The sequence below is a fragment of the Falsochrobactrum shanghaiense genome, from assembly GCF_003149535.1.
GTDB lineage: Bacteria > Pseudomonadota > Alphaproteobacteria > Rhizobiales > Rhizobiaceae > Brucella > Brucella shanghaiense.
The window spans coordinates 624,431-647,714 of record NZ_QGDB01000001.1; the positions used below are offsets into that span (position 1 = coordinate 624,431).

Consider the following 23,284-nt stretch of genomic DNA (forward strand, 5'->3'; position numbering starts at 1 on the left):
GCGACGGGAATGCGATGGTTCTTGATATAAAAATATGTGGCCTGAAAACGCCCGAAGCGGTTGCCGCCGCTCTGGATGGCGGAGCGACGCATATCGGTTTCATCTTCTTTCCCAAAAGCCCGCGCCACCTTGCGCCCGCACAGGCAGCGCACCTGCGTGATGCAGCGCGTGGACGCGCAAAGGTGGTTGCCGTGACGGTGGATGCGGATGACGCGGCGCTCGATGAAATCGTCGCCCGGCTTTATCCCGACATGCTGCAATTGCATGGCCATGAGACGCCGGAACGTGTAAGCTTCGTCAAGAAGCGCTATGGCCTGCCGGTCATGAAGGCGTTTGCCGTGCGCGAGGCTTCCGATTTGGCCGCCATTGCGCCCTATAAAGGCATTGCCGACCGCTTTCTTTTCGACGCCAAGCCGCCGAAAGGCGCTGAGCTTCCCGGCGGCAATGGCGTCGCATTCGACTGGACCTTGCTTGATACGCTTGACGCGGATGTCGATTACATGCTTTCCGGTGGGCTGAATGCGGGCAACATCGCCGAGGCGCTGCAAAAGACCAGAGCGCCGGGCATCGATGTGTCGTCCGGTGTGGAGCGCGCGCCCGGCGAAAAGGACGTGCATCTTATCGAGGAATTTTTCCAGGCCATTGCCAGAGCGGATAAAAAATCATCCGCAGACCATGCCTGAACATGACGGAGCGGAATGTTGAACAAGCCGGTTGAACCCAATTCCTACAAGACAGGCCCGGACGAAGAAGGCATGTTCGGCATTTTTGGCGGACGTTTCGTCGCCGAGACGCTGATGCCGCTGATCCTCGAATTGCAGGACGCCTATGAAACGGCGAAGAACGATCCCGAATTTCAGGCCGAGCTGTCGAACCTCTCGACCCATTATGCCGGTCGTCCGTCGAAACTCTATTTCGCCGAAGGGCTGACAAACCACATTCGTGACATTTCCTCGGCCAAGGGCCTTGCGGGCGGCGCGAAAATCTACTTCAAGCGCGAAGACCTCAACCATACCGGCAGCCACAAGGTCAATAATTGCCTTGGCCAGATCCTGCTTGCCAAGCGCATGGGCAAGACGCGCATCATCGCGGAAACCGGCGCTGGCCAGCATGGCGTGGCATCCGCCACCGTCGCCGCCCGCTTCGGCCTGCCCTGCGTGGTCTATATGGGCGCAACCGATGTCGAGCGCCAGAAGCCGAATGTTTTCCGCATGAAGCTGCTGGGCGCGGAAGTGAGGCCGGTTTCAGCGGGTCACGGCACGCTCAAAGACGCCATGAACGAAGCGCTGCGCGACTGGGTGACCAATGTCGAGGACACCTATTACCTGATCGGCACCGCCGCTGGTCCGCATCCCTATCCGGAACTGGTGCGCGATTTCCAGTCGGTCATCGGCACCGAAGCACGCGCACAGATTCTCGAACAGGAAGGCCGTCTGCCCGATGTGATCGTGGCGGCAGTCGGCGGCGGCTCCAATGCCATCGGCCTGTTCCATCCCTTCCTTGACGATGCGTCGGTGAAGATCGTCGGCGTCGAAGCGGGCGGGCGCGGCCTCGACGGCATCGAGCATTGCGCATCGATGAATGCGGGACGCCCCGGCGTGCTGCATGGCAACCGCACCTATCTGCTGCAAAATGAAGACGGCCAGATTCTCGAAGGCCATTCGGTTTCGGCAGGTCTCGATTATCCCGGCGTCGGCCCCGAACATTCATGGCTGCGCGATACGGGCCGTGTCGATTATGTGCCGATCCTCGATGATGAGGCGCTCGACGCATTCCAGCTCTGCACCCGCACCGAAGGCATCATTCCGGCGCTCGAATCGGCGCACGCCATCGCGCAGGCCGTGAAGATGGCCCCGACCATGGGCAAGGATCAGGTCATCATCGTCAATCTGTCGGGCCGTGGCGACAAGGATGTGCATACGGTCGGACAATTGCTCGGCATGGAAATCTGAGGGAAATGACTATGACCACCCGCATCGACACCAAATTCGCTCAGTTGAAATCCGAAGGCCGTCCGGCGCTTGTCACCTATTTCATGGGCGGCGATCCCGATTATGAAACCTCGCTTGAAGTGATGAAGGCGCTGCCCAAGGCCGGTTCCGACGTGATCGAGCTTGGCATGCCCTTTTCCGATCCGATGGCCGATGGCCCGGCGATTCAGGCCGCTGGTCTGCGTTCGCTCAAGGCCGGGCAGACGCTGGCCAAGACGCTGAAAATGGCCGAAGATTTCCGCAAGCAGGACGACACGACGCCCATCGTGCTGATGGGCTATTACAATCCGATCTATATTTACGGCGTCGAACGCTTTCTCAACGATGCCAAAGCCTCGGGCATTGATGGGCTGATTATCGTCGATCTGCCATCCGAAATGGACAAGGAATTGTGCATTCCGGCAATGGAGGCGGGCATCAGCTTCATCCGCCTCACCACACCGACCACCGACGACAAGCGCCTGCCCAAGGTGCTGCACAATTCTTCGGGCTTCGTCTATTATGTCTCGATGAACGGCATTACCGGCTCGGCCATCGCCGATACATCCGCCGTCGCAGATGCGGTTCGCCGCATCAAGAAAAGCACGCAATTGCCGATCTGCGTCGGCTTTGGCGTCAAGACGCCGGAGCAGGCGGCAGCCATTGGCGCTGCGGCTGACGGCGTTGTGGTGGGCACGGCAATCGTCAATGCCATTGCCGGAGAACTGGGCGCAGACGGCAAGGCGAAGGGCGACCCCGTCGCTGCCGCGACAAAGCTTGTAAGCGCATTGGCGCAGAGCATTCGCGCGACGCGCCTTGAAGCCGCCCAATAAATCGGCCATTTAAGCAGCGAACACTGTAGAACAAGAAACGGGACCAAACGTCATGAACTGGATCACCAATTACGTCCGCCCGAAGATCAATTCGATGCTCGGACGGCGCGAAATGCCGGAAAATCTTTGGATCAAGGATCCATCGACCGGCGAAATGGTGTTCCACAAGGATCTTGAGAGCAATCAGTTCGTGATTCCCTCCTCCGGCCATCACATGCGCATCAAGGGCAAGGACCGTCTGCGTTTCTTCTTCGACAAGGGCGAATATACGACGCTGGAAGCGCCGAAAGTTCCGCTCGACCCGCTGAAATTCCGCGACGAGAAGAAATATATCGACCGTCTCAAGGATTATCGCACCCGCACCGGCATGGATGACGCCATCATCAACGGGCTTGGCACCATCGAGGGCCTGCCCATCGTCGCCACCGTGCAGGATTTCGGCTTCATGGGCGGTTCGCTGGGCATGGGCGCGGGCGAAGCCATCATTCAGGGCTTTGAGAAGGCCATCGAACTCAAGCGTCCGCTGGTGCTGTTTGCAGCTTCCGGCGGCGCGCGCATGCAGGAGGGCATTCTTTCACTCATGCAGCTTCCGCGCACCACGGTTGCCGTGGAAATGCTGAAAGAAGCGGGCCTGCCCTATATTGTCGTCCTCACCAATCCGACCACCGGCGGCGTCACCGCTTCCTACGCCATGCTGGGTGACATCCATATTGCCGAACCGGGCGCGCTGATCGGTTTTGCCGGGCCGCGCGTGATCGAGCAGACCATTCGCGAAAAGCTGCCCGAAGGCTTCCAGAGCGCCGAATATCTGATGGAGCACGGCATGGTCGATATGGTCGTTTCGCGGCTCGAACTGAAGGAAACCATTGCGCGCCTGCTCAAGATCATGACCCGGCAGCCGGCCAACAGCGATCTCCCTGCCCCTGAACAGCCAGAAGCTGACAGCAAGGCGGCCTGATCGTGGCAGGAAAAGCGGATGCCGTCATCGAGCGGTTGATGCAATTGCATCCAAAAGGTTTCGATCTTTCTCTGGAGCGCATTCGCGGCCTTCTGGAGAAGCTCGGCAATCCGCATCTCAACCTGCCGCCCGTCATCCATATTGCCGGAACCAACGGCAAGGGCTCGGCCAGTGCCTTCTGCCGCGCCATTCTCGAAGCCAGCGGCTTTGGCGTTCACGTCCATACTTCGCCGCATCTGGTCAACTGGCATGAGCGCTATCGGCTTGCCGCCAAGGGCGGCGGCGAATTCGTTTCCGACGATGTTCTGGCGGATGCCATAGAACGCGTCGAAGCGGCCAATGGCGGGCAGCATATCACGGTTTTTGAAATCCTCTCCGCCGTTGCCTTCGTGCTGTTTTCCGAACATCCGGCGGATGTCGTCATCCTTGAAGTGGGGCTTGGCGGGCGTTTCGACGCAACCAACGTCATTGATGATCCCGCCGCAGCGCTGATCATGCCCATCTCGATCGACCATCAGGCCTATCTGGGCGACAAGGTGGAGCTGATCGCCGCCGAAAAGGCCGGTATCATCAAGGAAGGCTGTCCGGTCGTCATCGGCTTCCAGTTCTTCGATGCGGCGCGCGAAGTGCTGACCTCCACCGCCGACCGCCTCAATTGCCCGGTTTCGGTCTATGGGCAGGATTTCCTCGCCTTTGAGGAACATGGGCGGATGGTGTTCCAGAACGAGGACGGGCTGATTGACCTGCCCCTGCCGCGCCTGCCCGGACGCCACCAGATCGCCAATGCGGCGGCGGCAATCGAAACCGTGCAGATGGCGGGCTTTACCATTACGGAAAAAGCGGCTGAAAAAGCGCTGATGGTCGTGGACTGGCCCGCGCGCATGCAGCGGCTTACCCATGGCGCGCTGGTCGATCTTGCGCCTCCGGCTTCGGAAATCTGGCTCGATGGCGGGCATAATCCCGGCGCGGGCATTGTCATAGCCGAAGCGCTGGGCGATCTTGAAGAGCGCTCCACACGACCGCTTTTCCTCATTACCGGCATGATCAACACCAAGGATCCGACCGGCTATTTCGAAGCTTTCGCAGGTATGGCGCGGCATGTCTTCACGGTGCCCATTTCATCCAGCGATGCGACCATCGCAAATGATACACTGGCGCTGGCGGCACAAAAAGCCGGACTTTCGGCAGAGCCGGTGCATTCGGTGGCCAATGCATTGAAGCTCTTGCGCGATACCTGGCCGCATGATGAAGCGCCGCCGCGCATCCTGATCGGCGGCTCGCTTTATCTGGCAGGCGAAGTGCTGGCGGAAAACGGCACTCCGCCACTCTAGTGTTGTTTTTACGCGCATCTTATTCCGAAAACCGCTTCACACTTTTCGGGATGCGCTCGAAAATAAAACCCGGCGCAAAGGCCGGGCTTTTCATTTCTATAAGTCGCTCTTATCAAGCAGCGGAAGCCTTGATCCAGTCGGCAAGGCGGCTCTTTGGAGCAGCACCCACCATATTGGCGGCGAGTTCACCATCCTTGAACAGAAGAAGTGTCGGGATCGAACGTACGCCGAACTGGGCTGCGAGTTCCGGATTCTCGTCGATATTGACCTTGGCGATCTTGACCTTTCCGGCCATTTCCGCCGCGATCTCATCGAGTGCCGGGGCGATCATCTTGCATGGACCGCACCATTCAGCCCAAAAATCCACCACAACCGGCTCGCTCGACTGAAGAACGTCCGATTGAAAATTGCTGTTATCGACCTTTACGGTTGTCATGGGGCTGTCCTCTTCTTCGCACCAAAGCGGCAGATATGTTTGCAGACTCACTCAGAACCTGCTTCTCTTGACCATATCATGTGGCGCGCGCGCCGCCATCCGTCAAGTTCTAGAGCGGTTCCTGTTTAAACAGAATCGCCGGAACCGCTCTATTTTTTATTTTATCGCATTATCCGGACGCAAAACCGTTTCACACTTTTGCTGGAAATGCTCTAGTTACTCACCTTTCCTTGAGTGGCTTTAAGTGCCTCTAACGCTTCATCGAGCACGGCATCCGGCAGAGACATCAGAAATGGCCCTTCGGTGAAGAGCAAAGCAGCCTCCACCACGCGGCTCGGATAAAGCGGCGTGAGTAATTCGCGATAAAGCGCCAATTGCGCGCGATAGGCGAATGGCACCGCCTCAATCACCTTCGGCGGCGGGCGATTGGTCTTGTAATCGACAATCAGAACGCGGTTTTCATCTACACTGATGCGGTCGATCTGGCCCGATACCGCATGGTCTTTACCACCCAGATCGATCATGCCCATGATCGCCACCTCGCCGCGTGAGCCTTGCGCAAAGACCGGCGCGAATTTTGAATCATCCAGCACGGCACGCACGCTGTCCCACGCTTTTTCCCGCTCGGCCTGCGGCCAGTCGGCGGCAATGCGCGCGAGATAATCCTGCGCCAGTTGCTCACGTTCAGCCTGCACCACGTCCGGCAGATATTGCAGCAGCATATGGATCGCCGTGCCGCGCCGCAAAGCAAAGCCGGGCGCTTCATTGCCCGGCCCCAGCACAGGCGAGGCCATGTCGAGCGGCGGTTCTTCATCCGCCTCGATCAGTGCCGAAGCGCCCGAGGGCGCCAGTGGACGCGGCAATCCGGGTTCGGGTTTCATCGGATGCAGATAGGCTTGCGGAAGCGGCGGCAGTGCAGTTGCCTCCTCCGGCTCGCTTTCAATGATCTGTGTCAAGCCGCGCGGCGTGTTGCGATAGCGGCGCGCGGCCTCGCCCGTAATCGGATGGATGAAGGTTTCCGCCTTTGTGGTCAGCGCATCCTCGACCAGCCTGTGCCATGTCTCGCCGCTTTCGCGCGCGCCGCGATAGCCGCAAATGATGAGCCGGTCTTCGGCGCGCGTCATGCCCACATAGAGCAGGCGGCGATATTCTTCTTCGGCACGGGTCTTCAAACCTTCGATCCGGGCTGCCAGAAACCCGGTCTGATAGGCTGAATTGGGCTGCCAGAGGAAACCTTTCACCGGCTGACCGTCATTTGTAAGATCAAAGGGCACCAGTTTCGGCGCGCGGCTGCCGGTCCAGACCGCGCTGCCCGGATCCACCAGAAACACCACCGCACCTTCAAGCCCCTTGGCGGCATGCACCGTCATGATGCGCACTTCATCGCGCCCCTGATCGAGTTCGCGCTTGATTTCGGGCGAGGCTGCATCCAGCGTTTCCAGAAAAGCCTGCAAGCCCGGCAAGCCAGCGCGCTCGGCGGACAGCGCATAATTCTGGAATTCGTCGATAATGTCGCCCGCTTCCGGCCCCAATCGCGCCAGAAGCTTTCGGCGCGCGCCATCCGCACTCAATATGCGCGCATAGAACTCGAAGACCGGCATGGTGTCGGCCATGTTGCGCCAGCGGCTCAGCGTCTTATGGACCGGGATAAGCGCCGCATCCTCTTGCGAGGCACGATAAAGCCGCTCGAACAGGGTTTCGCCCGCGCCGCGCGGATGGGCAAGCCTGAACAGCTGCTCGTCGTCCCAGCCGAAAAGCGGGCTTTTGAGAAGCGAAGCCAGCGAAAGATCGTCGGAAGGCTGCAACACAAAACGGCCCAGCGCCATCAGGTCCTGAATGGCGATATGGCTGGTCAGTTTCAGCCGGTCGGCACCGGCCACCGGCACCTGAAGCTCCTTGAGCGCACGCGACAAGGCAGGCATGAACTGGTCGCGCTTGCGCACCAGCACCATGATGTCACGCGGCGCAAGCTTGCGGTTCTGCCCCGGAATGGTTTCGCCGCGATCGAGCCAATAGCGGATGGTGGCTGCGATCTGCTCGGCCAGACGGACGGCGGGCGCGGCCAGGTGATCGACCGGTATGCGCCAGTCATCCGGCTCCTCCACCGCTTCCGGCGTCAGCATGTCCCAGATTTCCACCTCACCCGGTTCGTTTTCGCGAATGGCCGAGTGAACCGTTGCCCCTGACAGGCCGCGATTGGCCTCGGGACGCGCAAAGACCTCATCCACTGCCTGCAACACATCGGGAGCCGAGCGGAACGAGAAATTGAGGCTTACACGCTCGAATTGAAGCTGCGCATCCTCGGCGCGCAGACTGACCGCCCTGCCCTGCGCGGCAAAATCTTCCGGCACGGCACCCTGAAACGAATAGATCGACTGTTTTTCGTCGCCCACGGCAAACAGCGTGCGCTGCACATTGCGCTGGCCGAGGCCGGAGAAAAACTCCTCTGAAAGCATGCGGATGACCTGCCACTGGTCGGGGCTGGTATCCTGCGCCTCATCGACCAGAATATGATCAATGCCGCGGTCGAGCTTATATTGCACCCATTGCCCTGCGCCCTCGCGCGCCAGAAGCGCAACCGTGCGGGTAATCAGGTCTTCAAAGTCGAGCAGGCCGCGCTTGCGTTTCAAATCGTGATAGCGTTGCAGCAGATTGTCGATCAGCGTGAGGGCTGCCAGATTGAGCCGGACAAGACGCAATTCCCTGAGCCGGTCCAGTCCCTGTTCGATGCGGGCAGCGGCGGCGTTGAAATCCTCCTCGAAATCCGGCAACAGCTTTTTGACTGCCGCCGAGCCGACATAGGAACCGGATTTGGCCTCGCCCGTCGCCTTCAGGAAAGCCGCGCGCAGCACCGCCTCCCTGTCGATTGCGGTTTTCGCCTTGTCGAACTGCTTGAGTTGCAAGGCGAAATCATGTGCGCGCGCCGCGCCCTTCGCAATCGAGAGGATCAGATCGAGCGCATCGTCGGAAAATTCCGGCATCGGCCAGAGATCGGCGAGAATATCCGCCTCGCGCGCATCCGGACTGAAGCCGAAATTGCGATGAAGCGCCTCGCTGCGATCCTCTGCCATGCCGAGTGCCGCGATATATTGCTGCAAGCCGTGGCGGCGGTTGACCGCCTCATCGAGCAGCGATTGCAGGCCCATTTCGCCTGCGGCCTGCATGACGTCGGCAAAGGCCGCGCCAAGTTGCGCGTCGCCGCCGCCATGCGCCGTCTCAAGCAGGGTGCGGCGCGCCTCGCCCACAAGTGCGGCCTGCATCAGATCATCCATCATCTCGAAATGACCGGCGATGTTCGCTTCAAGCGGGAACTGGTGCAGGATGGCTTCGCAGAAAGCGTGGATGGTCTGGATTTTCAGCCCGCCCGGCGTCTCCAGCGCGCGCGCGAAAAGACGCCGCGCCACGCCAAGCCGTGCCGCACCGGGGCGACGGCCCTCAAGCTTGAAAAGCCGCTCCGCCAGATCGGCATCGGGCAGGACCGCCCATTCAGAGAGGCGCGCAAAGACGCGGTTCTGCATCACTGCCGCCGCAGCCTTGGTATAGGTCAGGCAGAGGATTTTCGACGGATCGGTGCCTTCGAGCAAAAGCCGGATGACGCGCTCGGTCAGCACATGGGTCTTGCCGGAACCCGCATTGGCCGACACCCAGACGGAGGCTTGCGGATTGGCGGCGCTCGCCTGGGCGGCAATGGTTTCGGGCGGAATATTGCGCTGCTTTTTCATTCGCCGCCCTCCCCGCCCGCATCGCCACCGGCGGACCATTCGAGCACGCGCGCCAGATGATCGTAATCGCCGGTCAGATCGGTTTCGCGAAACGGCAGCGCGCGCGAAAGATAACCCTTATCCGGCTTCTGATATTCCGCCAGCAATTGCGCAAGGCGCTGCCATGCTTCCTCACCAAGCGCGGGCGCGGTCTTTTCCGAAGGGGGCCTGCCGACCCGGAGGATCGATTCAGGCTTCACTTCACCGCCCGCACGCAGGCGCACATAGGTCAGATCGGACGCCCTGACCGGGCCCAGTTCACGGAAAGCGCCGCGCACGAGCAAAGCTGCTTCCAGTGCAAGTTGCGGCGACAAGAGCACATGCGCCTGCCGTGGAGATGGCGTCGAGCCGGTCTTGTAGTCGATCACTTCCGCGCTGCCGTCACGCATCAGATCGATCCGGTCGGCACGGCCCGACAATGTGATGCCAAGATTTTCGACCTCGCGCTTATCCGAGGCGATTTCGGCAAAACGGGTCTGCACATTATAGGCGCGTGCGCGCTCCCATTCGAGAAATTGCGGAATAAGGCCGGTGAAACGCGGCCACCAGACCGCCTCGATTTCAGTCGGCAGGTCCATTTGCGCAAAAAACAGCCCGCCGATTTCGGCAAGCTGTCGTGCCGCCTCCGGCGACATTGGATCGATGGCTTCCTGCGTGAAATGGCCCAGAATATCGTGAAACAGCGTGCCACGCTCGGCTGCTGCCGGATCGCGGATCAGCGGCTCCAGCGGGCGCAGCCTGAGTATCTTCTTTGCAAAGATCGCATAGGGATCGCGGCGTAGCGTCTCGATTTCCGTAACCGAGAAATGCTTTGGCCGCGCCTCGACCGGAGGGGCGGGCTGCGGCCGCCTGACGAAAGGAACGTCCGGCGCGCGGTCGATCTCGCGCGCCCAGTGAATGAAGCGGTTTCCACGCGCGCGCATATCGCCAGTCACATCCGCCCCAAGCACGGTTTCAAAGCGCTGCAACCAGCGCGAGGGTACGGTTGGCGCATTGTCAGTGCGCTGCGAGCGGGTCAGCACGACATGATCCATGCCAAGCGCCATCTGGAAATCATGCGCGGCAAGGCCCGTGCGGCGCTCTGGCGGATCAAGCGCGATCATCGCCTTCATCGGGCGCGACATGAAGGGGTCGTTGCGGGTCTTGGCAGGCCAGCTGCCTTCGTTAAGTCCCCCGACCACGACCGTATCGACCGTCTGCAAACGCGCTTCCAGCGCACCCCAGATGAAGACGCGCGGATGGCCGCCCGGATGCGGCTTGACCGTCTCGCCCGACATCAAAGCTTCGATAATAGCGGGCCATTCGGCGGCTTCGAAATCAAGGCCCGCCTCGCTCGATACAAGCTGACGCAGGAAGGAAGCCAGCTTTTCGCCATGCTCGCCGGAATAAAAGCCGGTCACGCTGCCATTCTCGTCGCGCGCAAGGTTTTCGAGTGCTTCGACGGTCGCGCGCGCGATCTCGCCAATTTCCGTTCGCCGGTTAACAATCGTGAAGGGGGCAAGCGGCACGACCGCTTCCGAAAGGCTCACGCAAAGATTACGCGCGGCCTCGATCATCTCTGGCGTGATGGTGGAATGCCATGCCGGTTGCCATGGCTGGCTGGCGCTTTCCTCCAGCCGGCGGTCGAAGAAGGCTGGCAGATCGATGATCGAAGCGCGGCCCGTACCGCCGCGAAAAGCCACCAGTTCAAGTGTTTCCGCCGCCAGCCGCCGGTCGATGCGCTTGCCGCCAAGCCGCAGCATCGGATGTTTGACCAGCGCCAGCAAAGCCACCGGATCACCGGGATTAAACAGGTTTTCGATGGCCAGACGCATGAGCGTCGCGGTTTCGATGTCGCGCAAATGCCGCCCGCCCGAATCGTCGGCATCGATGCCAAAGCGCGCCAGTTCGCCCACCACGCGGCGCGCCAGATTGCGGTCTGCCGTCACCAGCGCTGCCGTCCTGTTCGCATTGCTGATTGCATCGCGAAGCGCGAGCGCCACCGCCAGCGCCTCCTCGCGTTCGTTTGCCGCCTCGATCAGATCGATTTTTTGCGCGACAATTTGCAAGGCCTGCGGGCGCATATCCGCATTGCTGTTGAGCAGGCTCCATGCATCGGTCGTTTCTGCCGGGCGCAGCGCCTCGCTGACCACCCGTTCCAGCACACGCTTTTCATGCGGCATATCTTCAATATGCTCAACATCGTCGCGCAATATCCCGATGGTCTCAAGCAATTTGTGCAAGCCATATTGCGGATGGCCGAAGGTGGAAGGATTGTCCTCCGCCTCCCCCAGCAGGCGCCATGCGCCATCATCAAGATCGCGATCAAGCCCCGGCAGCACGACTGTGCCATTGGGCAATCGGGCGATGGTCGAAATCAGTTCAGCAGCAGCCGGAATCGAGCCGGTGGAACCGGCAGCGATCACCGGACCCTGCGGGGGATTGTCACGCAGCCGCGCCACCTCGCCCAATATGAGTTGGTTGCGATGCGCGGCCGGGTTGGAAAGCCTGCGTTCTTCCAGAATATCCGGCCAGAGTTTTGTTACAATATCGAGAAAGCCCAGCGTCACCTGCCACCAGTCGGCAAGGTCTTCCGGCGCAATGTCCCCAAGCTGGCTCCAGCTTGCATTGTCGGTTTCGACTTCATCCATCAGACCGGCAAGATCGCGCGCAAGCCAGATGGCGTCGGCGGTGGTGGCCGGAACCGACACGTCATCCACGCCGAAAAGCGCGCGCACATGAACAGGCAGGGATTCACGCCATGGACGGATCAGCCGCGCCAGCAGCAAAAGCCGCTCGGCCTTGCCGATGGGCGGGTTGAGATCGAAGACGCCTGCCGCCCCCGCATTGAAAAAGGCTGCATCCTCATCCACGTCGCCGAGCGGGCGAATGGTGGGCAGGATGGCGCTCTTAGCCGGATTCATATCGACAAGGATTGAACGCAAGGCGCGCGCCGCGCGCCGCGTCGGCACATAGATGGTCGCGCTGGCCAGCGCCAGCGGATCGGAGGGATTGCCGGGAAAACCTTCCACCAGCCTGCCTTCCAGCAGCGCCTTGGCGAAAGCGGGCAGAAAAGGCGTGCCGGACGGAATGGAAAACAGTTTCTGCCGTCTCATGCTGTCGCCTCCTATGCCAAAGCCGATAGTGCAGCCTCCGCCTCGCCTATCGCTTCGGGCGTGCCCACCGTCAGCCAATGTCCGCTCATGGGCATAGCATAAAGACGCCCTGCTGCAATGGCTGCATCGAAATATCGATTGAGCGAGGAAACGCCCGATTCGGCACCCGCAAAGATGCGCGGATGAAGAATAGCTGCGCCCGCATAGATCACAGGGGTTCCCGCAACATCGCGCGCGCGGCGCAGGCGGGCCTCATTATCCGCAACGAAATCACCTTTGCCCTCAAAGCCGGTGGCCTGCGAGAACTCCGCCGTCATCAGCAGGATGTCCATGCGGGCGTCATCCCAGAATTCGGCAAGAGCGGCAAGATTGGGCCTCGCCACGTCGCCTACCCAGAACGTATCGGCATTGAGAACGAAGAACGGCTTTTTTCCAAGCTCCGGCAGCGCCTTGATGATGCCGCCCGCCGAATCGAGCAGGCAATCGCGTTCATCGGAAATGATAATCTGCGGCGCTTTGCGTTCAGAAAGATGCGCTTCCAGTTTGTCGGCTAAATAATGGATGTTAACGATTGTCTTTTGCACGCCTGCTTGGGCAAGTGCGTCCAGCCCCCAATCGATCAGCGGCTTGCCCGCCACTTCGACCAGCGGCTTGGGTATAGTGTCGGTTATGGGGCGCATGCGCTTGCCAAGACCGGCGGCAAGCATGATGGCCGTATCAGGCATTTTCATCGTCCTGCCTTTTCTGTAACAGACCGAGCGCGTTAAACCATGCCGCCACCGGCTCCATAACCGGATGGTGCAGCACGCGCTCCAGATATTCGTGGATATGCGGCAGGTGGTTGAGATAATGCGGCTTGCCGTCACGCTCGTCGAGGCGCACGAAAAGCCCCAGCAGCTTGGCGTTGCGCTGCGCGCCCATGACGGCATAGGCTTTGCCAAATTCTGCCGCGTCGAAGGTGTGGCCGAGCCTGCGGCGTTCGCCGCAATAGGCGCGCAAGGTCGCCTGCTCAAGCTCAGGAGCAATGCGCACGCGCGCATCCAGCGCCAGCGACGCCACGTCATAGGCGGCAGGGCCGATCATCGCATCCTGAAAATCGATGGTGCCGATCTTGTCCCTGCCCTGCGCATCGGCAAACCAGAACAGGTTCGGCGAATGATAATCGCGCAGCAGCAGGCTTTGCTCCGTATCGGAAATCGCGTCAAAGACCTGATCCCATGCTGCGGCATAAGAGGTGCTTTCAGTCTCGCTCAACTGGCGACCCATCATGCGCGGCGCATACCATTGCCCGACAAGATCGACCTCCATCATCATCGCCTCACGGTCAAACGGGGCGATGATGTGATCACTATAGCCGTCAATCGGTACGCGGTCGGGCCATTGGACCCCATGCAGATGGGCGAGAAAACGCGCTGCCGCCTCATAGCGTTCCGTCACCGGCTCGCCGGAGGGCGCGCGCACACCCTGCCTGCCGAGATCCTCAAGCACCAGAAACCCGGCATCGAGATCCATCGCGCGCATTTGCGGCACACGGAAGCCCCGGCTCTCCAGCAGCCTGCCGATGGCCACGAAAGCCTGAATATTTTCTGCGATATGGGCAATCTGGCGATAGGATTTTCCGTTGCGCAACGGCGGATCATAGGGCAAGGCGGGCGCATTCATCAGGATTTCGACGCCATGGCCAGCGCTGGTAATCGTTTCGTATTTGCGCGGCGATGCATCGCCTTGCAGATAGCGGCGTGTCGCGCCCTTGCGGTCGTTTTGCTCAAGGAAAGCGCGGATGGCAAGCGAGCGTTGCAGACGTGCAATCGCCTCCGGCGTGCCTTCGACACGAATCCGCCGCCCGGCCCCCTCATGGGCAAGTGTCACCGCGAATGACGGCGCAGGCAGGAAGCCTTCGGCCTGTTCGGGCCATTCGGCAAGCACCGCCCCATCTTCGAGAAATTCCGCAAGCCCCAGTTCGTCGAGTTCCTCGCCATGGGAAATGCGGTAGAGATCGGCATGGGCGACGGGCAGGCGCAGCGCCTCATAGCTTTGCACCAGCGTGAAAGTCGGGCTTGGCACGTCCAGCGCGTCATCATCGGCAATCGTGCGAATGACGGCGCGGGCAAGCGAGGATTTTCCCGCACCCAGATCGCCCGACAGGGTGACAAGATCACCTTTCTGCAAGGCAAGGGCGAAGTCTTCGCCAAAGCGCTGCGTGGCGGCTTCGTCGGGCAGGAAAAATTCGATATATGTGTTTGAGGCGCTCATAAGCACCCCTTATCCTATTCGGCGGCGGCGCGGAAGCTGCGCGCTTCCGACGGGAAGCGGCAAATTACCGTGGTGCCGCTTTTCAGTCCGGCTTCGGGGCCGGTTTCGATCTCGACCTTGCCGCCATGCAGTTCGACAAAGCTCTTGACGATGGAAAGGCCAAGCCCGACGCCGCGCTTGCGCCCACCATTGGGATAGGCCTGAAAACGCTTGAAAACGGTGTCGAGCACATCGGCGGGCATGCCCGGACCGTCATCATGAACCGTAAAGACGATTTCCGAGCCTTCGCGCACGACCTGCAATGTCACTGCGGAACCTTCCGGCGCATAATTTGCGGCATTTGAAAGCAGGTTGAACAGAACCTGCCTCACCCGGTTGGCATCGGCCTTGAAGGCCTCGACATCATCGGCAATGTGGATTTCAAGCGAAATATCATGTTCCGCAAAGCGCTCGCCGACACGTTTTGCGGCGGCGTCGATTTCATCGGCGATGGATACATCGTCAATATCGAGCTGCATGATGCCCGCATCCACCGTCGCCAGATCGAGAATATCGTTGACGATGGCCAGCAGCACCGATGAGGACGTGCCGATATGGTCGAGATATTCAAGCTGGCGCTCATTGAGCGAGCCGAAGGCCGGGGTTTGCAGCAGTTCGGTGAAGCCGATAATATTGGTCAGCGGCGAGCGCAACTCGTAGGAGACGTGCTGCACGAAATCATTCTTGATCTGATCGGCCAGCGAAAGTGCTTCGTTCTTTTCCTTGAGCGCGCGCTCGACGCGCACCGTGTCGGTCACGTCGATGAAGGTGAGCATGGTCTGCCCCTTGGGCAGCGGCACCACGGCATAGGAAAGGATGATGCCGTCATCGAGTTCGACCTGCCCCATATGGCCGTTGCGCTCATCGAGGAAGCCGGTGACGGAGGAGACGAAATCATCCCACAGGCTGTCACCGCCGCGCTGGCGGCAAAGCCGGGCAATGCCGGAAATATGGGTGCCTTCGACCACCATGAGCGCAGGCAGCGACCACAGACCGGCAAAGGACGGGTTGGAAAGGCGCAGCCGGCCATCGGAGCCGAACACGGCCACCGCTTCCGCCAGATGATCGAGCGTTTCGCCCTGCACCTTGATCAGCGTATTATAGCGGCCTTCGAGCTCGAATTTCTCGGTCATGTTTTCGAAGAACCACGTCACGCCGCCCTTGGGATGCGGGTTTGCGACCACGCGCAGGATGCGTGTGTCGGGCAGATGCCACATATGTTCTTCAGGCTCTACCGCGCGATAGGCGGCAAGCATGGAATCCTTCCACTTGCGCCATTCCGGCTGTTCGGGAAGCTTGCCTTCCGAGCGCAGGCGATCAAAAATCAGCGTATTGCTCGGCTGCGTTTCCAGCCAGGCCGTATCGAGCGACCAGAGCGCGACGAAAGCCTGATTGAAGAATTGCAGCTTCATTTCCGGATCGAAGATCGCAACCGCCGTGGAAAGCTGATCCAGCGTTTCGGCATGGCTTTTGAGCGTGCGATTGAGTTCCTCGCGCACCTGCTCCATTTCGCTGAGATCAAAACCCAGCCCGACAGAGCCGGTTTCCGCGCTCACTTCGGTCACGTCGAAAACGCGGCGATCGCCACGCACGACCGCCGGCAATTGCTCATGCAGATCGGGTTCGGCAAAACGGTTGCGCTCCAGCCGCTGGCGCGCCTGCGCGCCGAAAAGCTCGCGGCCCTCGGTTGCGGCCTGCATGGCGTCCACCGCATCGACCGCGCGGGCATAGGCGCTGTTGACCCAGTCGAGCCGCCCGCCGCTGTCGCGCACCCATGCAGGCTGGTCGAGCCGGTCGAGCAGATGGCGCAGGAGCGCCAGTTTTTCGGAGAGTTCGCGGTTTTGCGCCTGAAGGCTCGCGCGCTCGGCGCGCACGCCCTCAAGGCTTAGAAAGCGGACGATGGCGAAGCTGCCCGATGTACGCCCATGCACATCCAGTAGCGCGCCATTGACGGTTTCCACCGTCATGTCAAAGGCATGGGCCTGTTCGCGCAGCGCGGTAATCGCGCGTTCGAGCGCTATGACCGATTGCGGGCGCAGCCAGCGGCCAAATGCCAGAAAATGCGAGCGGTCCTGCGGTGCGCCGCTGTCAAAGGGCAATTGCCCGACCAGATCGGCGCGCGCGCCATGCGCGTCCCAGACGACGATGCGCTGATCCTTGAGATTGAGCAGCGCTTCATTGCGCTGCGCCGTCAGGCTGAGATCCGCGAATTTGCTGCGCAGATCATTGTTTTCATTATATATTTTTGAGCGGTCACGAATGAGCCAGCCAGCGGAAAGAAGGGCTGCGCCCAAAGCGCCGACAAAAATGGAGAACTGGATGACTTCGAAGGCGCCGACACTGCCGCCATAGGGAAGGGCGATGCGGGCCGAATCATAAGCCTCCTGCGCATAAGCGGGCGCGGCTGCAAGCAGCGCAGACACGGAAATGCCGGACTTGAGAAATCGGGAAAGCAGGCTTTTTGAAGCAAAAGGCTTTTCGGCTCGCGGCTTTTCGCGCAAGCGTGCCATTTTTGTGAAACACTGTTTCCCCGTTTCGGGATCATGCTCCAATGAGCCGACCTCTGGCATGTTTCCCTTTTCTCCGCCACCCCGGCCAATTTCGCACGGAAATCGAGCCGTATTTCAAAACTGCCACATTCCAGCCCCTGCGCACCCGCCATGGTGCAGCAAGAGCAATCCGGTTTCGAAGAAGGCTACGCCGACCGCCTTTTGCCAGAAATGGCACAAGACGCCGAACGCAGATACCCGTCAAAACACATTATTTTCCCGCATTTCCGCAGGCAGAGCCGCTTTACGTCTCTGCCCGGAACGCTTGATTCGCCTTAACAATACCCTTCCAGCGAATCCGCGTGAAGCGTCTCTTGCGCAAAAATAAAGGCCAGACAGCTTGTCAACCGTCTGGCCTCAACATGTAGTGGAATGCTTAACCTATGGTTAATACCTGTAGTGTTCCGGCTTATATGGACCCTGTGGAGTGACGCCGATATAGGCGGCCTGCTCGTCGGAAAGCACGGTGAGCTTCGCGCCGAGCTTGTCGAGATGCAGGCGCGCCACCTTTTCATCGAGATGCTTGGGCAGCACATAGACCTCGTTCTTGTAGGCATCCGTGCGTGTATAAAGCTCGATCTGCGCCAGCACCTGATTGGTGAAGGAGGCGGACATGACGAAGCTTGGATGGCCGGTGGCATTGCCCAGATTGAGCAGGCGGCCTTCCGAAAGCAGGATCAGGCGCTTGCCGTCGGGGAACTCGATGAGATCGACCTGCGGCTTCACATTGGTCCATTTGAGATTGCGCAGCGTCGCGACCTGAATTTCATTGTCGAAATGGCCGATATTGCCGACGATGCACATATCCTTCATCTTGCGCATATGATCGATGGTGATCACGTCCTTGTTGCCGGTCGTGGTGATCACGATGTCGGCGGTGGGGGCGGCATCATCGAGCGTGACGACTTCAAAACCGTCCATTGCGGCCTGAAGCGCGCAGATCGGATCGACTTCCGTCACCTTCACGCGCGCACCGGCGCCGGCCAGCGACTGCGCCGAGCCCTTGCCGACATCGCCATAGCCGCAAACGACAGCGACCTTGCCCGCCATCATCACATCGGTGCCACGGCGGATGCCGTCGACCAGCGATTCCTTGCAGCCGTATTTATTGTCGAATTTCGACTTGGTGACGCTGTCATTGACGTTGATGGCCGGGAAGGGCAGCAGGCCCTTCTTCTGCAACTGGTAGAGACGGTTGACGCCGGTGGTGGTTTCCTCGGTCACACCCTTGATGGCAGCACGCTGCCTTGCGAAAAATCCGGGCGTTGCCGCCATGCGCTTTTTGATCTGCGCAAAGAGGACTTCCTCTTCTTCCGAAGAAGGATTGGACAGAACATCCTCGCCCGCTTCGGCGCGCGCGCCGATCAGGATATACATGGTGGCGTCGCCGCCATCATCGAGGATCATGTTGGACGGTTCGCCATCGGGCCACTGGAAGATCTGGTCGGTATAGGTCCAGTATTCCTCAAGCGTCTCGCCCTTGATGGCGAAAACCGGCGTGCCGGTCGCGGCAATCGCGGCTGCGGCATGATCCTGCGTCGAGAAGATATTGCAGGAAGCCCAGCGCACATCCGCACCCAGAGCTTTCAGCGTTTCGATCAGAACGCCGGTCTGGATGGTCATGTGCAGCGAACCGGAAATGCGCGCGCCCTTGAGCGGCTGCGACTTGCCGAATTCCTCACGCGCCGCCATCAGGCCCGGCATTTCGGTTTCGGCAATGTCGAGTTCCTTGCGGCCCCAATCGGCCAGACCGAGATCCTTGACGACAAAATCCTGGCTTGCGCTCATCTTGTGCTCCAATCAAACTGGTTTTGAAGCCCGCAAGACGAAGGGAGGGAGGAGAGGGCTTCTGCTGGCGTTCTGATTATCAGATCGCAGCGATCAGCACAACGCAACATAAAGAAATCATTATACGTGCATATCGGACAGTGGCGAAACCACCGTCAAGGGCAGATCGACGCCCAGAAGCGCCAGCATCCGGCGAAACTCATCGACCGGGTAGGCGGCACTTTCCGTCACCAGCGCCACTGTGCGTCCCGTTGCGCCCTGCGGTTTGGCTGAATGGGGCTTGCCTGAATGCGACTTGTTTGAATGCAGGTGGGGCAAGGCCGCCACCACATCGTCGGCGGGATCGAAAAACTGCCAGCCGGGACGGGCATTTTCGAAAAATGGCCGCAGCCATGGCAGATGCGTGCTCGAAAGTGTCAGCGCATCGACTTCAGGATGGCAAGCGGCAATCTCGTCGCAGAAGGCCGTCACCTTCAGGGTCGTCAATTCCGGCTCACGCAGGAACGCGCCGTTTTCCACCAGTTCCACCATGGCGGAGGCATTGATGAGCGCGACATTTTCGGGATTGTCCGTCTGCGTGCGCACGAAGCGGGGGAGTTCGGCACTGTCGATCATCGAGCGCACACCCATGATGGCGACCTTGCCGCTGCGGCTTGCGCTGCACGCCGCGCGCACCGGGGGTGCCACGCCATGGACCGGAAGGGCGAAACCGCTTTTCAATGCATCCAGCACCATGATGGAGGGCGCATTGGAAGCCAGAACGACGCTGCCAGCGCCCAGTCCTGCCAGATAATCCACGCTGCGCCGGGTGATCGCCAGCAGTTCCTCACGGGACTTTGCGCCATAGGGGAAGCTCGCCCGGTCGGCAAAATAGAGAATGTCGCGCTCAGGCTGACGGCGGCGAATCAGATCGACCATGGCATAGCTGCCAATGCCGGCATCGAAAACGCCAACCGGATCGACAAGATCGCAAAAGGGGGAAATATTCAGCATTCCTCGCCGAACTTGTCGGCAATGAGCGCGCCAAGGGCTTCGAGCACCGCGTCCGCATCCTCGCCCGATGCGCTGACATCGATGCAGCAGCCGGGAGAGGCGGCGAGCATCATCAGCCCCATGATGGAGGTTCCGCCCACAACCATGCCGTCCTTGGAGACGCGGACATGGGCGTTGTAGCCATCCACCATCTGCACGAATTTCGCCGAAGCGCGGGCATGAAGACCGCGCTTGTTGACGATTTCGAAAGAACGGGTGAGGGCGGTTGCAGGATCATATTCGCCGGTGACAGCAACGCTGGAATGCATCGGTTACTTTCCTGTCAGAACCTGGCTTGCGACATTGATATATTTGCGCCCCGCCTCCTGCGCTTCGCGCAGCGCCGATTTTATGTCACCGCCGATCCGCACGCTGGAAAGCTTGATGAGCATCGGCAGATTGACGCCTGCGATGACTTCGATCTCGCCTTCCTTCATGACGGAAATCGCCAGATTGGAGGGTGTGCCGCCGAACATATCGGTGAGAATGATGACGCCCCTGCCGCTTTCGGCACGCGCGACCGCATCGACGATGTCGCGCCGACGCTGCTCCATATCGTCGTCCGCCCCGATGCACACGGTTTCGAATTTTTCCTGCGGGCCAACCACATGCTCAACAGCATGAAGAAACTCTTCGGCCAGTCTTCCGTGCGTAACAAGCACGAGTCCGATCATACTTTAAAAGCTCCTGTCGCGCGCCCGCCGCATCATCCCGCCTGAAAGCAGATGGCACTGAAATCCTGCCGGACCAAGCCGACGAGTTGTGCATCTTGGCAGGGCAAATCTTGATGGCAAGTGAAAAATTTCCGTGTTGCCTTCAAAAAAGCAAAATGCCGCATGATTGAGCACAGTTTTCAGAGCGGATTGGCAATATTCCGCCCGCTTGCAGGTCAATCGACCGGCTCCGGCCATGGCCTGTAGAACAGGATTGCTTCGATCGCGCGCGACAGCGCATTGGAATCGCCATTCGACGAGAGGGCAGGCAGGAGAAGCTGCGGAATGTCCACGCCTTCAAAGCGCCACTTCTCTTCGCCCGGATAGCGCTCCGCCGCATCGCGATCAACCAGCGTGACGACAAGGTCAAGCGGCGTTTCTGCCGCATAATCAACGGCAAAAAGCCCCGCGCCGCGTATCTCCACCCCACCCGCAAGCGTTGCGGGAACGCTTGCGATCAGGCGTCCCTCCTCGACATGCAGCAATGTGCGGTCATCGGCGACCAGAACCGCCTGCTCGCCGCGAATACGGGCGCGCTCGATCAGCGTCAGCGCCAGTTCGGTCTTGCCCGCGCCGGATTTTCCCATCACCATGATACCTCGCCCGCGCAATTGCAGCGTGGTGGCATGAAGGCCGCTTTTTTCTTCTTCAGGCGTCATCAAAGCACCCCGGAAACATCCGGTTTTCCTATGCGCTGGCGGGAAGATCGACGATGAAGCGCGCACCCATCATCGTGTCGGGATCAGCAGGGCTGATGATATTTTCGGCCGTCAGCGTTCCTCCATGTGCCTCGATGATCTGGCGGCTGATCGAAAGGCCGAGGCCGGAATTCTGCCCGAAGGCTTCCGCGGACGGGCGATCGGTATAAAAACGTTCAAAGATGCGCTCGATATTCTCGATCGATATGCCCGGCCCGTTATCTTCGACCAGAATGCGCAGGCGGCTGCCTTCACCGCTCAAGCCGATAATGATTCGCCCGGTATCGTCGGGCACGAAAGAGCGGGCATTTTCGATGAGATTGCTGACAACCTGACCAAGACGAAGATCGTGTCCGGCGACGAAGAAGCCCTTCTTGCCCGCAGGCGGCTTGCCGATATTGAAGACGATCTCGGTGCCGACCTTGTTGCGGCGCACTTCGCGCGCGGCATTCACAAGCCCGCCCAGAAGCTTTTCCATATCCACACGGTCGACATGCTCGCGCGCCAGTTCGGCATCAAGGCGCGAGGCATCGGAAATATCGGTAATCAGCCGGTCGAGACGGCGTATGTCATGCTGGATGATGTCGAGCAGGCGCTTGCGCGAATCCTCGGACTTTGCGAGCGGCAGGGTTTCGACCGCGCTGCGCAGCGAGGTGAGGGGGTTTTTCAACTCGTGGCTGACATCGGCGGCAAAACTTTCAATGGCCTCGATACGCGTATAAAGCGCGCTGGTCATGTCGCGGATCGAGGTGGAAAGATGCCCGACCTCATCCTGCCTTTCGGAGAAATCGGGAATTTCCACGCGGCCCTTGGCTCCCGCCTGCCTTACGCGGTCGGCGGCGGCGGCAAGCTTGCGCAGCGGATTGGCGATGGTGGAGGCGAGAAACAGCGAGAGAATCACCATCACCGCCGCAACCACGCCAAACACGCGGAATATGGCCATGCGCTCGCCGCGCACGATATTGTCGATGTCATCGCCTTCGGTGGAAAGCAGCAATACGCCCAGAATGGCGCGCGAACGCTGGATGGGCACCGCCACCGAAACCACCAGTTCGCCCTGCTGGTTGCGCCGCTGCGCGGTTTGCGGCGAGCCGCTCAAGGCGCGGACGATTTCCTGATAGGCAAGGCCATTGCCGCCGGGCTGTTCCTGATAAAGCGGCAGGCCGCCATAAAAGAGCCGCGACAGCCAGTCGGTGAAGCGTTCCCACAGGCCGGGCGTTTCCTCTTCGATCGCGGGCAATTCATAGCGGAAGACCGGACCGCCGGAGGCAAAGGCGGGCGTATAAAGCGAGCGGGAATCAAGGAGCAGATTGGCGTAATGGTCATAAATGCGCGCGCGCGTGCTGGTCGGCGAAATCAACTGGCGCAGCAGCGGCGAGACTTTTTCGGGATTGATCGGAAATTCCCAGTTATCGGGGGAATCGGGCGAGGGGGTGATGCTTTGCCCGGCTTGAAGCTCCAGAAGCTTTTCAGGGTCGATCAGCAGAGAATTGGTGTCGACGGTGGCCGATGAGGAGATCGCCGCCGCGATGATGCGGCCTTGCGTAAGAAGACTTTCGATCTTGGCATCGATCAGCCCGGCGCGAAACTGGTTCATGTAGAGAATACCCGACACCAGCACCGCCAGCGCCGCGAGATTGAGAAACAATATGCGCCGGGTCAGGCTGGAGAACAGATATTGTCCGAAAAAGCGGCTGAAAGGCGCAAAAAGCCGCCGCAAGAACAGCGAGCGTTGCCGTCGCGCCTTGCGTTCCCTTATGCCTGCCAGGCCGTTTTTTCGGGTTTCTGCGACCATGCCGCTTCGGTCTTGCCCTTGTTTCACCCCTGC

The 23,284-nt window shown here is 60.1% G+C and carries 17 protein-coding genes; 5 read left to right on the forward strand and 12 right to left on the reverse strand.

Translation table 11 applies throughout. From position 1 onward, the window contains the following. Positions 1 to 14: 14 nt before the first annotated feature. From DKP76_RS02980 to DKP76_RS03000, 5 genes are read left to right on the forward strand one after another with little or no spacing between them, the layout of a single operon-like run. On the forward strand, positions 15 to 683 hold the full coding sequence (locus DKP76_RS02980) for a phosphoribosylanthranilate isomerase (protein ID WP_109704911.1): 669 nt from the start codon (positions 15 to 17) through the stop codon (positions 681 to 683). A gap of 18 nt (positions 684 to 701) precedes the next feature. Further along, positions 702 to 1,952, forward strand: coding sequence for a tryptophan synthase subunit beta (trpB, locus tag DKP76_RS02985; RefSeq protein WP_109705157.1), 1,251 nt, complete (start codon positions 702 to 704; stop codon positions 1,950 to 1,952). Between the two features lie 11 nt (positions 1,953 to 1,963). Continuing rightward, positions 1,964 to 2,803, forward strand: a complete 840-nt coding sequence (gene trpA / locus DKP76_RS02990; protein ID WP_109704912.1) for a tryptophan synthase subunit alpha — start codon at positions 1,964 to 1,966, stop codon at positions 2,801 to 2,803. A gap of 52 nt (positions 2,804 to 2,855) precedes the next feature. Then, positions 2,856 to 3,761, forward strand: a complete 906-nt coding sequence (accD, locus tag DKP76_RS02995; protein ID WP_109704913.1) for an acetyl-CoA carboxylase, carboxyltransferase subunit beta — start codon at positions 2,856 to 2,858, stop codon at positions 3,759 to 3,761. Between the two features lie 38 nt (positions 3,762 to 3,799). Then, positions 3,800 to 5,092, forward strand: a complete 1,293-nt coding sequence (locus DKP76_RS03000; RefSeq protein WP_109705158.1) for a bifunctional folylpolyglutamate synthase/dihydrofolate synthase — start codon at positions 3,800 to 3,802, stop codon at positions 5,090 to 5,092. Between the two features lie 112 nt (positions 5,093 to 5,204). Here the strand turns inward: DKP76_RS03000 and trxA are convergent, their stop codons facing one another. The 12 genes from trxA to DKP76_RS03060 form a co-directional block, all read right to left on the reverse strand. Further along, positions 5,205 to 5,528 carry a thioredoxin gene (gene trxA, locus DKP76_RS03005; RefSeq protein ID WP_109704914.1) on the reverse strand — a complete coding sequence of 108 codons (324 nt, stop codon included), beginning with the start codon at positions 5,526 to 5,528 and terminating at the stop codon, positions 5,205 to 5,207. A gap of 212 nt (positions 5,529 to 5,740) precedes the next feature. After that, positions 5,741 to 9,250 carry a double-strand break repair helicase AddA gene (gene addA, locus DKP76_RS03010; RefSeq protein WP_109704915.1) on the reverse strand — a complete coding sequence of 1,170 codons (3,510 nt, stop codon included), beginning with the start codon at positions 9,248 to 9,250 and terminating at the stop codon, positions 5,741 to 5,743. After that, complete coding sequence (addB, locus tag DKP76_RS03015; RefSeq protein WP_109704916.1) at positions 9,247 to 12,384, reverse strand: double-strand break repair protein AddB; 3,138 nt, start codon at positions 12,382 to 12,384, stop codon at positions 9,247 to 9,249. The genes addA and addB overlap by 4 nt, the downstream gene beginning before the upstream one ends. 11 nt (positions 12,385 to 12,395) lie before the next feature. Next, complete coding sequence (locus DKP76_RS03020; protein WP_109704917.1) at positions 12,396 to 13,115, reverse strand: nucleotidyltransferase family protein; 720 nt, start codon at positions 13,113 to 13,115, stop codon at positions 12,396 to 12,398. Then, positions 13,102 to 14,637 carry a tRNA (adenosine(37)-N6)-threonylcarbamoyltransferase complex ATPase subunit type 1 TsaE gene (tsaE, locus tag DKP76_RS03025; RefSeq protein WP_109704918.1) on the reverse strand — a complete coding sequence of 512 codons (1,536 nt, stop codon included), beginning with the start codon at positions 14,635 to 14,637 and terminating at the stop codon, positions 13,102 to 13,104. Before tsaE ends, DKP76_RS03020 begins: the two co-directional genes overlap by 14 nt. 14 nt (positions 14,638 to 14,651) lie before the next feature. Next, positions 14,652 to 17,186 (reverse strand): sensor histidine kinase, encoded by a 2,535-nt coding sequence (locus tag DKP76_RS03030; protein ID WP_245410134.1) that lies wholly within the window; start codon positions 17,184 to 17,186, stop codon positions 14,652 to 14,654. 426 nt (positions 17,187 to 17,612) lie between these two features. Beyond that, a complete protein-coding gene (gene ahcY / locus DKP76_RS03035) occupies positions 17,613 to 19,013 on the reverse strand; it encodes an adenosylhomocysteinase (RefSeq protein ID WP_109704920.1) in 1,401 nt (466 codons plus the stop codon). Positions 19,014 to 19,133: 120 nt separating this feature from the next. Beyond that, entirely contained in the window at positions 19,134 to 20,006 is an 873-nt protein-coding gene (locus tag DKP76_RS03040) for a glutamate racemase (protein WP_109704921.1), read from the reverse strand. After that, on the reverse strand, positions 20,000 to 20,314 hold the full coding sequence (locus DKP76_RS03045; protein ID WP_109704922.1) for an HPr family phosphocarrier protein: 315 nt from the start codon (positions 20,312 to 20,314) through the stop codon (positions 20,000 to 20,002). Before DKP76_RS03045 ends, DKP76_RS03040 begins: the two co-directional genes overlap by 7 nt. A gap of 3 nt (positions 20,315 to 20,317) precedes the next feature. Further along, on the reverse strand, positions 20,318 to 20,719 hold the full coding sequence (locus tag DKP76_RS03050) for a PTS sugar transporter subunit IIA (protein ID WP_109704923.1): 402 nt from the start codon (positions 20,717 to 20,719) through the stop codon (positions 20,318 to 20,320). Between the two features lie 215 nt (positions 20,720 to 20,934). Continuing rightward, the gene (locus DKP76_RS03055) at positions 20,935 to 21,417 is read right to left on the reverse strand and encodes an HPr kinase/phosphorylase (RefSeq protein WP_109704924.1); all 483 of its coding nucleotides are present in this window, start codon (positions 21,415 to 21,417) and stop codon (positions 20,935 to 20,937) included. A gap of 28 nt (positions 21,418 to 21,445) precedes the next feature. Further along, a complete protein-coding gene (locus DKP76_RS03060) occupies positions 21,446 to 23,251 on the reverse strand; it encodes a stimulus-sensing domain-containing protein (protein WP_109704925.1) in 1,806 nt (601 codons plus the stop codon). Positions 23,252 to 23,284: the final 33 nt, after the last annotated feature.